The following is an 11,113-nucleotide window of genomic DNA, read 5'->3' as shown; positions in this document are numbered from 1 at the left end:
ACCCCCCGCCAACCCATATTGCTGCGTGGCTCGGGGGCGCGGTTTTGTTAATACGAGACTGGGGTACCCGCCCCCATCCCAACCCCCCCCCGCCGGCCGCTGCGCGGCCACCTCTCCCCGCTTCGCGAGGGCGAGGAACCCAGGTCTTGCGAGGCCGGCCTTCCTTTGCGCCCCCCTCTGCCCCTCCGGCGTCTCGGAACAATCCCGCCAACCCTCCGTTCACCCGGCGCCCACATCATGCTAACCAGCACCCATGGCACAGAAGAAAGCATACGAGGTCGATTCATGGCTGGCGCGGCCGGATCCGCGCGTCTCGATCGTCCTGCTTTACGGCCCCGATCGCGGGCTGGTTGCCGAGCGCGCAAAGGTCTTCGCCGCCAAGACCGGCCTGCCGCTCGACGATCCGTTCTCGGTGGTCAGGCTGGACGGTTCGGAAGTCGATCGCGACGAGGGCCGCCTGCTCGACGAAGCGCGCACCGTGCCGATGTTTTCGGAGCGGCGCCTGCTATGGGTGCGCAATGCCGGCGCCCAGAAGGCGCTTGCCGACGATATCAAGGCGCTGACCGCCGAGCCCGCGCGGGACGCGATCATACTCATTGAAGCCGGCGACCTGAAGAAGGGCGTCGGCCTGCGCGCAGTTGTCGAAGCGGCGGACAATGCCATGGCATTGCCGTGCTATGCTGACGAAACCAGGGACATCGACACGGTCATCGACGACGAATTGCGCAAGGCCGGCATGTCGATGACGCTGGAGGCCCGGCAGGCGCTGCGCCGCAATCTCGGCGGCGACCGGCTGGCCTCGCGCGGCGAGATCGAAAAGCTGGTGCTTTATGCGCATGGCCAGACCGAAATCGGCCTCGACGACGTCAAGGCGACGTCTGGCGATGTCTCCGGCCTGTCCTTCGATGCGGCGGTCGACGCCCTGCTCGAAGGCAGGATCGCCGACTTCGACACCGCCTTCACCCGCCATTGCCAGTCCGGCGGCCAGCCTTTTCTGGTGCTGTCCTCGGCGATGCGGCAGTTGCAGACGATTCAGGCCATGCGCGGCCTGATGGACGCCGGCGGCCGCAATGCGGCGGCGGTCGTTGCCGCGGCGCGCCCGCCGGTCTTCTTCTCCAGACGAAAGCTGGTCGAGAAAGCACTCGAACGCTGGAGCAGCGAGGCCCTTGGCCGTGCTTTGACCCGATTGCAGACGGCTGTCCTGCAGACGCGCCGGCGACCGGATTTGTCGGTAGCGCTGGCGCGGCAGGCACTGCTCGGCATTGCCGTGGAGAGCAACAGGCTGGCGCAGCGCAACTGATCTCCCCCGTCAAGGGGGAGATGTCGCCGAAGGCGACAGAGGGGGTCGCAGCGCGTGGAACGCCGACATCTTCTTCGCTTCCGCAAGGCGCCGGCGCTTGATGTGAGACGACCCCTTCTGGCCTGCCGGCCATCTCCCCCTCAAGGGGGGAGATTAACCGCTTCGACGATTTCGCCAATCACCGGCGCGGCCCTTCTCCTATTAAAAGACGGAACTGCCGATCTTAAGCCCAAACTTTATTTGCCGGCTAAAAGCCCTTGGCATTTTAGCAACCTACCTACTCTCGCTTCAGCCGCCGGCAAAGTTCATCGAGCTGCTCCAATGTCCGGTAGGCGACGCTAATCACGCCGCCGCGCTGGTTGTGCTCGATCGTCACGATCATACCGATCGTGTTGGTCATCAGCTTCTCCAGCGCCAGCGTGTCGGCATCCTTTTGCGGCGGTGCTGCGGGCTGTCGCTTAGCTGCCGGAGTGCCGACCGGCATCTGCGCCAGCGCTTCGGCCTGGCGCACCGAAAGCCCTTCGTCGACGATCCGCTTGGCGAGCCCCGCCGGGTCGTCGGCCGTCACCAGGGTGCGGGCGTGGCCGGCCGACAGGGCGCCATCGACCAGCATGTCGCGAATGACGTCGGGCAGCTTGAGCAGCCTCAGCGTATTGGCGACATGGCTGCGGCTCTTGCCGATCACCTGGCCGAGATCGGCCTGGGTGTAGCCGTGATCGTCGATCAGCTGCTGGTAGCCGAGTGCCTCTTCGACCGGGTTGAGGTCGGTGCGTTGGACGTTTTCGATGATCGCCAGCTCGAGCGCCGTGCGATCGTTGACGTCGCGCACGATGATCGGGATCTCGGTCAGGCCGGCGCGTTGCGCCGCACGCCAACGACGCTCGCCGGCGATGATCTCGTAGCGGCCCGGTTGGGTTTTCGACGGCCGCGCCACCACCGGCTGCACCACGCCGTGCTCACGGATCGACTGGGCGAGATCGGTCAGGTCGGCGTCGCCAAAATGCCGGCGCGGGTTTTTCGGATTTGGGCTGAGAAACTCGATCGGCACCTTGCCGTCGGCTGCCAGGCCCGGCTTTTCCGGTGCGGCCGGGCGATCGATTTCGCCGATTAATGCCGCCAGTCCCCGTCCCAGTCTTTTTCTCGAAGGATCTTCGTTCATCGTCCGTCCAGATCGTTTCGGTGTCGAATCGGCTTTATTGTTTACAACTGTTAGGCAGCACGCAACTTGCGCTCGCGGCGGATCACTTCCGACGCAAGCTGCAGATAGGCCTGGCTGCCCGAGCATTTGAGGTCGTAGAGAATCGCCGGCTTGCCATAGGACGGCGCCTCGGAAACGCGGACATTGCGCGGGATGACGGTTTCATAGACCTTGTCGCCCATATGTGCCCGTACATCCTGCACCACCTGGTTGGCGAGATTGTTGCGCCCGTCGAACATGGTCAGCACGATGCCCTGGATCGTCAGGCCGGGGTTGATCGAGCGGCGCACCTGCTCCACCGTCTCCAAAAGCTGGCTCAGGCCCTCCAGCGCGAAGAATTCACACTGCAGCGGCACCAGCACCGAATCCGCCGCGGCCATCGAATTCAGCGTCAGCAGATTGAGCGAGGGCGGGCAATCGATCAGCACATAGCCGAAATTGGCCGAGCGCTCGGCCGAAGCCCGCAGCGCATTACGCAGCCGCAGCACCCGGTCCGGCGCCGATGCGATCTCCATCTCGATGCCGAGCAGGTCGAGCGTCGACGGCACGATCGACAGGCCGGGCACCGCCGTCGGAATTGCCGCCGCTTCGAGGTCGAGTTCGCCGGTCAGCACGTCATAGGACGAGACGGTGCGGTCCCGCCGGTCGATGCCAAGCCCGGTGCTGGCGTTGCCCTGCGGGTCGAGATCGACGATCAGCACCTGTTCGCCTATGGCGGCCAGCGCGGTGGCCAGATTGATGGCGGTCGTCGTCTTGCCGACGCCGCCCTTCTGGTTGGCGACGGTGATTATGCGGGGGCCGTTCTTCATCATGGGTTTATGCCAGAAATTCATTCGGGGGTCGCCGGTCACAAGCCAGGGTGCTGCCGCAAGTCAGACACTTCGAGAATGACGCCCTGCGCGTCGGTTACACTGGCATGTTCTACCAGATCGAACGACCATCGTTGAGCGCTTTCTGCCACTTCGGCGCGGTAATCCCGGCCTTTGTGAAACAGGCCGCGCGAACCCTTCGTCAGCCACGGCGCCGCCAAGTCGAGCAAGGCCGGCAGCGACGCCAACGCCCTGGCCGTGACGATTTGTGGTGCCGAAACAAGCCTGTAGCTGTCATCGATGCGGCGCGCGATGACCTTGGCAGGCAGGTTGAACTGTCCGACGACCGCTTGCAGGAACGATGCTTTTTTCCGGTTGCTTTCAACCAGATCGATGCTGGCTCGTTCGCGCTCAGCTAGCAGAAAGGCCAGCACAAGGCCGGGAAAACCGCCGCCGGAGCCCAGATCGACCCAGCGTTTCGCGTCTGGTTTGATTCGCGCCAGCTGCGCGCTGTCGAGGATGTGGCGGCGCCAGACATCGTCCTGCGTCGATTGCGCGGCCAGATTGATCCGCCGATTCCATTTCTGGAAGACGGTCTCGAACTCGACCAGACGATCGAATGTTTCACGTGAAACCGGGCCCGCTGCCTCTAGCAGGCTCGCCCAGGACGCAGCGCTCACGCAACATCCCTTCGCGCTGCCGCCTCGGCGTTGCGCACATGTGCGACAATGATCGCCAGCGCCGCCGGCGTCATGCCTTCCATGCGTTGCGCATCGGCAATGGAGCGTGGCTGGCGTGCCAGCATCTTCTGCTTCAATTCATTGGACAGGCCGGGAACAGAGGCAAAGTCGAGCGATTCGGGTATAAGCCTGCTCTCCTCATGCCTGATCTGCGTGACGTCCGCCTGCTGGCGGTCGAGATAGACGGAATATTTCGCTTCCGTTTCAAGACGTTCGGCCGTTTTAGCGTCGATCGCGCCAAAAGCAGGTTCGATGCGCGCCAGCCAGGCGATGTCGACACCGGGATAGGCCAGCAACTCATAGGCCGAACGCCGCACCCCGTCTCGGTTGATCTCAAGGCCATGGCGCGCCGCCTCATTGGGAGTCATCGTGGTGCTGAGGGCGAGCTGTCGCGCTTTCTCAAGGTTTTGCACGACATTGTTGAACCGCTGCATTCGCTCCGGCGAGGCGATCCCCAGTCTCATGGCCAGAGGCGTCAGCCGCTCGTCGGCATTATCCGCCCGCAACGACAGCCGGAACTCGGCGCGCGAGGTGAACATGCGGTAGGGTTCGGCAATGCCGCGGCTGGTCAGGTCGTCGACCATCACCCCAATATAGGCTTCGGTGCGGCTGAGCACGATTTCATCGCTCGCCGAGGCCTTGCGCGCGGCGTTGAGGCCGGCGAGCAGCCCTTGCGCGCCGGCCTCCTCGTAGCCGGTGGTGCCGTTGATCTGCCCGGCGAGGAAAAGACCGGCGATCCGCTTTGTCTCCAGCGTTGGCTTAAGCTCGCGTGGGTCGACATGGTCATATTCGATGGCGTAGCCCGGCTGCAGCATGGTTGCCCGCTCCAGCCCCGGAATGGTCTTCAGAATATCCAGCTGCACGTCCTCGGGCAGCGAGGTCGAGATGCCGTTCGGGTACACCGTGTCGTCGTCCAGCCCTTCCGGCTCCAGAAAAATCTGGTGGCCTTCGCGGTCGCCGAACTTGACGATCTTGTCTTCGATCGACGGGCAATAACGCGGCCCGACACCTGCGATTGACCCGGAATACATAGCCGAGCGGCCGAGATTGGCACGAATCAGCTCATGCGTGGCATTGGTCGTGCGCGTAATCCCGCAATGGATCTGCGGGTTTTCGATACGGTCGGTGAGCAGCGAGAACGGCACGGGATCCTCGTCCGCCGCCTGGCTCTCGAGCGACGCCCAGTCGATCGTCCGGCCGTCCAGCCGCGGCGGTGTGCCGGTCTTCAGCCGTCCGAGCTTGAAGCCGGCGCGGCTCATCGTCGCCGACAGGCCAATACTCGCCTGCTCATTCATGCGGCCGGCGACGATCTTCTTCTCGCCGATATGGATCAGCCCGCGCAGAAAGGTGCCGGTCGTTAGCACCGCGGCACCGCAGGCGAGCCTGCCTCCATCCGCCAGCAGCACCGCCGCGATGCGCCCGTCGTTGATTTCGAAGTCCAGCACCTCGCCTTCGATGACATCGAGGCCGGCCTGCTGGCGAATTGCCGCCTGCATCGCGAGCCGGTAGAGCTTTCTGTCAGCTTGCGTTCGAGGACCGCGCACGGCAGGCCCTTTGCGGCGGTTGAGCAAACGGAACTGGATACCGGCCGCATCGGCGACGCGGCCCATCAGTCCGTCCATGGCGTCGATTTCGCGAACCAGGTGGCCTTTGCCGAGGCCGCCGATCGCCGGATTGCAGGACATCACACCGATCGTGTCGAAGCGCAGCGTCACCAAAGCCGTGTTCGCACCGGCGCGCGCGGCAGCGCTGGCCGCCTCGCAACCAGCATGGCCGCCGCCTACCACAACCACATCGTAGTGATCGGTCATTTTAGTGTTCCAGACTCAAAAGTGGTCGACACATGTCCCCGAGAGCCGGTGCTGTCAAGGACGCACGACGAATCGTTTCACGTGAAACAATGCAATCGGTGCGGTGGCACCGTGATTTGGCGGGATGGCAACCAGAGTTCATCGCTCCCTCAGCTGAGCATCGCGAAGCCTTCGAGATTGGCCAAAGCATCCCCGCTTCCTCATCCCAGGGCGGAGCAGGAGCGAAGCGACGTCGCGAAGACCCTGGGATGACGAAGCCGTGACGGCCTGCTCCAATCCCAAAGTTCGAGATTGACCGGGCCGGTCTCCTCCTGCCGTCAACGCTCAACGTTTCACGTGAATCATCCAAAGCCGGCCAGCCTTGCAATGTTTCACGTGAGTCATTTCCCGATACAGAACTGCGAGAAGATCACGTCGAGCATGTCCTCGACATCGACGGCGCCGACGATTCGTCCGAGCCGGTCCGCCGCCAGGCGCAGTTCCTCGGCCCGCAGCTCCTGCCCGCGCTCGTCCGCCGTCAGGGCCGCCAGCAGGAAGCGCTTCGTTTCGTTAAGAAGCTCGACATGACGCAGGCGCGACGGCAGGACATCGCCGGCCTGGCCGATCTGCGCCGCGGCGCGACGCCCGATCTCGCCCAGCAGTTCCGTCACGCCTGTGCCGTCTCGCGTTGAGATAGCGATGTCATATTGCCCGGCAGGCGAGAGTGACTTGTCTCCCAGCAAATCCACCTTGGTTCCGACCCTCAATATCGGAATATCAGCCGGCGGCGCGCCGATTGCGAAGGGGGTGACCATGTCCTCCAAGACCAGCAACAAGTCGGCGCTATGCGCCTTGGCCTTGGCCTTCTCAATGCCGATGGCCTCGATCTTGCCAGGCGCCTCGCGCAGACCGGCAGTATCGGTTACCCTGACCCGCACCCCTTCAAGGTCCAGCACCACTTCGAGCAGATCGCGCGTCGTTCCCGGCTCGTCGGTGACGATCGCCGCCTCACGCCGCGCCAAAGCGTTGAACAGGCTCGACTTGCCGGCATTCGGTGCGCCGAGGATGACGACTTCGAACCCGTCGCGGATGATTTCGGCGGCACGGAACCCCTCGACGTGACGCTCGATCTCGGTGATCATGGCCTGAACATCCGACCACACCGTATCGGCGACCGAACCGGGCACGTCGTCCTCATCGGCAAAATCGATCTCGGCCTCGACCATCGCGCGGGCATGGATCAGCCGCCGCCGCCAGCCCAGATAGAGCTCACTCTGCACACCTTCGGCGTTGTGCACGGCAAAGCGCCGTTGCGCCTCGGTTTCGGCGTTGATGAGATCGGCCAGCGCCTCGGTTTCGACCAGGTCGAGCTTGCCGTTGAGAAAAGCGCGGCGGGTGAATTCGCCCGGCTCAGCATGCCGGACGCCATCGAAGCCGGCCATCGTCTCCAGCATCTTCCCGACGACGGCGCGTCCGCCATGCACATGGAACTCGGCAATGTCTTCGCCGGTGAAGCTGTCGGGACCGGCAAAGAACACGACGAGGCCGCTGTCCAGCACCGATCCGTCCGGCGCGCGGAACTTGCGATAGGTGGCGACGCGGTTCGGCACCATCGACCCGGCGATCGTTTCGACTGCGAATCGACTCTGCGGCCCCGAAATCCGGATCACTGCAATGCCGGCCGGCAGGCGCCCGCTCGACAGCGCTACGATGGAGTCTTTTGAAATCATTTGCCCGCTCTGCCGAAGCGCCCTAGCTATGCCTGTTCAATCCGCCCATCGAGTTGCGCCGTGACATTGCCTGCACAAAACCTGCTTGCCGAAGAGGCCAGTCCCTATTTGCAGCAGCACAGCGGCAATCCGGTGCACTGGCGGCCATGGTCGCCCGCCGCTCTGGCCGAAGCAAAGGCGCTGGAGCGTCCGATCCTGCTCTCTGTCGGCTACGCCGCTTGCCACTGGTGCCACGTCATGGCGCATGAGAGCTTCGAGAACGACGACGTCGCCGCCGTCATGAACCGTCTGTTCGTCAATATCAAGGTCGACCGCGAGGAGCGCCCTGACATCGACCAGATCTACATGGCGGCGCTGTCCTCTATGGGTGAGCAGGGCGGCTGGCCGCTGACCATGTTCCTGACCCCGGATGGCAAGCCGTTCTGGGGCGGCACCTATTTTCCACGCGAAGCCCGTTACGGCCGCCCGGGCTTTGTCCAGGTGCTGGAGGCGGTCGACAAGGCGTGGCGAGAGAAAAGACAGGGCGTTGGGCAAAGCGCCGATGGCTTGACCGCGCATGTCGAGGCGCGGCTGGCGAGCATACATCGCAAGGCCGTGCTCGACCGCGACACGCTGACGAAGCTCGCCAACGGCATTGACGGCATGATCGACAGGGATTTGGGCGGCCTGCGCGGCGCGCCCAAATTCCCCAACGCGCCGTTCATGCAGAGCCTCTGGCTGTCCTGGCTGCGCGACGGCACCGCATCGCACCGCGACGCCGTCCTCCTCAGCCTCGAAAAGATGCTGGCCGGAGGCATCTACGACCACATAGGCGGCGGCCTCAGCCGCTACTCGACCGACGCCGAATGGCTGGTGCCGCATTTCGAAAAGATGCTCTACGACAATGCCCAGCTCGTCCGCCTGTGCAATTGGGCCTATGCGGCGACCGACAATGAATTGTTCCGGTTGCGAATCGAAGAGACCGTCACCTGGCTGTTGCGCGAAATGCGCGTCGAGAGCGGTGCATTCGCCGCCAGCCTCGATGCCGACAGCCAAGGCGAGGAGGGGCTCTTCTACACCTGGACCAGGGATGAGATAGAAGCCGCTCTCGGTGACAAATCCTCCTTGTTTTTCAAGCACTTCACGCTTTCCAGCCCGCATGGGTGGGAAGGCAAGCCGATCATCCACCGGACCGAAACCCAGCAGCCCCAAAACGTGGCTCACCGCGAGCAGCTCGTTCCGCTGAAGGAAAAATTGCTGGCGGCAAGAGAACAGCGCATCCGGCCGGGCCGTGACGGCAAGGCCTTGACCGATTGGAACGGCCTGATGATTGCAGCCCTTGCCGAGGCGGGACGGTCGCTTGGCCGTGCCGACTTGATCGAAGCGGCGGAAGCGGCCTTTGCCGCCATTGCGGGTGCCGGACGTGACAACCGCCTGCCGCATTCGATGCTCGGCGCAAAGAAGCTGTTTCCGGCTCTGTCGAGCGACTATGCCGCCATGGCCAATGCGGCGGTCTCGTTATTCGAGGCGACCGGCCGTTCCAGCTATGCCGATCGGGCCAGTCAATTCCTCGAACAGCTCGACCTCTGGCATCAGGACAGCGACAAGACCGGCTATTATCTGACCGCATCGGACAGCACGGATGTGCCTATCCGCATCAGGGGCGATGTCGACGAAGCCATTCCCTCAGCCACCGGCCAGATCATCGAAGCCATGGTCCGATTGTCCTCGCTTTCCGGCGATCTCGATCTCTGGGAAAAAGCCTGGACAGTCGCCGAGCACGCAGCCGGGCGGGCGGAGCATCAGCCTTACGGCCAGGCGGGAATCGTCAATGCCTGTGCCCTGGCGCTCGAGCCGCTGAAACTGGTGATCGTGGATGATCTGGCCAATCCGCAGCTCGTTCCGGTAGCGAATCGAAACCCGGATCCGCGCCGTGTCGACATAGTCGTACCGGTCGGCGCGGCGACCAACCTGCCCGCTCTGCCGGGCGGTGTCCTGCCTCCAACCGATAAGCCAGGCGCTTGGCTCTGCACGGGGCAGGTCTGCCTGCCGGTGGTGACTAGTGCCGAGGAGCTTGAGCGGCTGTTGCACCGGCAATGAGTCCAACGTGGCTCCCCTTCTCCCCTTGTGGGAGAAGGTGGCCGAGCGAAGCTCGGTCGGATGAGGGGTGTTCCAGCTTGGCGCCGACGGAGTTCCGTCCGGCACCCCTCAACCGGCTTGGCGCTGCGCGCCAATCCACCTTCTCCCACAAGGGGAGAAGGGAAGGACGGCGCCGGCCAACCCCTTACGTATTCATCGAATCGAAGAAATCGGCATTGGTCTTCGTCTGCTTCAGCTTGTCGATCAGGAACTCGATGGCGTCGGTCGTTCCCATCGGCGCCAGGATGCGGCGCAGCACGAAGATCTTCTGCAGGTCCTGGCGCGCGACCAGCAGGTCCTCCTTGCGGGTGCCGGATTTGAGGATGTCCATGGCCGGGTAAATGCGCTTGTCCGCCACCTTACGGTCGAGCACGATTTCCGAATTGCCGGTGCCCTTGAACTCTTCGAAGATGACCTCGTCCATGCGGCTGCCGGTGTCGATCAGCGCCGTCGCGATGATGGTCAGCGAGCCGCCTTCCTCGATATTGCGGGCAGCACCGAAGAAGCGCTTCGGCCGTTGCAGCGCGTTGGCGTCGACACCACCGGTCAGCACCTTGCCGGATGACGGCACCACGGTGTTGTAGGCGCGGCCGAGGCGGGTGATCGAGTCCAGCAGGATGACCACGTCACGGCCGTGCTCGACCAGGCGCTTGGCCTTTTCGATGACCATTTCGGCGACTTGAACGTGCCGCACCGCCGGCTCGTCGAAGGTCGAGGAGACGACCTCGCCCTTCACCGAGCGCTGCATGTCGGTGACCTCCTCCGGCCGCTCGTCGATCAAAAGCACGATCAGATAGCATTCCGGATGGTTGGTGGTGATCGAGTGGGCGATGTTCTGCAGCAGCACTGTTTTGCCGGTGCGCGGCTGCGCCACGATCAGGGCACGCTGGCCCTTGCCGAGCGGCGCCACCAGGTCGATGACGCGCGCCGAAATGTCCTTCGAAGTCGGAACCTCCATTTCCATCTTCAGCCGCGACGTCGGATAAAGCGGCGTCAGATTGTCGAAATGGATCTTGTGGCGGATTTTTTCCGGGTCGTCGAAATTGATCGTGTTGACCTTGAGCAGCGCAAAATAACGCTCGCCTTCTTTCGGGCTGCGGATCGGGCCTTCGACGGTATCGCCGGTCTTCAGCGAGAACCGCCGGATCTGCGACGGCGAAATATAGATATCATCCGGACCCGGCAGATAATTGGCATTGGCAGAGCGCAGGAAACCAAAACCGTCCTGCAGCACCTCGACGACGCCGTCACCGATGATCTCGATATCCTGGGTCGCCAGCCTCTTCAGGATCGCGAACATAAGCTCCTGCTTGCGCATGACGCTGGCATTCTCGACTTCGAGCGATTCCGCATAAGCAATCAGCTCTGGCGGTTTCTTGTTCTTGAACTCTGTGAGTTTCATTTCTTGCATCATTAGACGGACTCTGA

8 protein-coding genes are annotated in these 11,113 nt (G+C 63.4%); 2 read left to right on the top strand and 6 right to left on the bottom strand.

Annotated features, from left to right (window positions below):
* The first annotated feature begins 253 nt into the window (after positions 1-253).
* Entirely contained in the window at positions 254-1,300 is a 1,047-nt protein-coding gene (gene holA, locus NKI85_RS18540) for a DNA polymerase III subunit delta (RefSeq protein WP_352777369.1), read from the top strand.
* A gap of 277 nt (positions 1,301-1,577) precedes the next feature.
* Here holA and NKI85_RS18535 read toward each other — a convergent pair whose 3' ends face one another.
* From NKI85_RS18535 to mnmE, 5 genes are all read right to left on the bottom strand, one after another.
* Positions 1,578-2,459 carry a ParB/RepB/Spo0J family partition protein gene (locus NKI85_RS18535; protein ID WP_352529938.1) on the bottom strand — a complete coding sequence of 294 codons (882 nt, stop codon included), beginning with the start codon at positions 2,457-2,459 and terminating at the stop codon, positions 1,578-1,580.
* A 50-nt stretch (positions 2,460-2,509) separates the two neighbouring features.
* Positions 2,510-3,310, bottom strand: a complete 801-nt coding sequence (locus NKI85_RS18530) for a ParA family protein (protein WP_352777381.1) — start codon at positions 3,308-3,310, stop codon at positions 2,510-2,512.
* Between the two features lie 35 nt (positions 3,311-3,345).
* Positions 3,346-3,987, bottom strand: a complete 642-nt coding sequence (gene rsmG, locus NKI85_RS18525) for a 16S rRNA (guanine(527)-N(7))-methyltransferase RsmG (RefSeq protein ID WP_352529940.1) — start codon at positions 3,985-3,987, stop codon at positions 3,346-3,348.
* Positions 3,984-5,858: a tRNA uridine-5-carboxymethylaminomethyl(34) synthesis enzyme MnmG gene (gene mnmG / locus NKI85_RS18520; RefSeq protein WP_352777365.1), complete on the bottom strand. Its 1,875-nt coding sequence runs from the start codon at positions 5,856-5,858 to the stop codon at positions 3,984-3,986. The genes rsmG and mnmG overlap by 4 nt, the downstream gene beginning before the upstream one ends.
* A gap of 380 nt (positions 5,859-6,238) precedes the next feature.
* Positions 6,239-7,567 carry a tRNA uridine-5-carboxymethylaminomethyl(34) synthesis GTPase MnmE gene (gene mnmE, locus NKI85_RS18515; RefSeq protein WP_352777363.1) on the bottom strand — a complete coding sequence of 443 codons (1,329 nt, stop codon included), beginning with the start codon at positions 7,565-7,567 and terminating at the stop codon, positions 6,239-6,241.
* Between the two features lie 60 nt (positions 7,568-7,627).
* Here mnmE and NKI85_RS18510 point away from each other — a divergent pair, with 60 nt between their 5' ends.
* On the top strand, positions 7,628-9,646 hold the full coding sequence (locus tag NKI85_RS18510; RefSeq protein WP_352777361.1) for a thioredoxin domain-containing protein: 2,019 nt from the start codon (positions 7,628-7,630) through the stop codon (positions 9,644-9,646).
* 184 nt (positions 9,647-9,830) lie between these two features.
* Here NKI85_RS18510 and rho read toward each other — a convergent pair whose 3' ends face one another.
* Positions 9,831-11,096: a transcription termination factor Rho gene (rho, locus tag NKI85_RS18505; RefSeq protein ID WP_292407921.1), complete on the bottom strand. Its 1,266-nt coding sequence runs from the start codon at positions 11,094-11,096 to the stop codon at positions 9,831-9,833.
* Positions 11,097-11,113 lie beyond the last annotated feature (17 nt).

The sequence above is a fragment of the Mesorhizobium sp. M0571 genome (assembly GCF_040320985.1).
In the GTDB taxonomy this organism is placed as follows: Bacteria; Pseudomonadota; Alphaproteobacteria; order Rhizobiales; family Rhizobiaceae; genus Mesorhizobium.
This window is presented reverse-complemented; position numbering and strand designations above follow the sequence as displayed.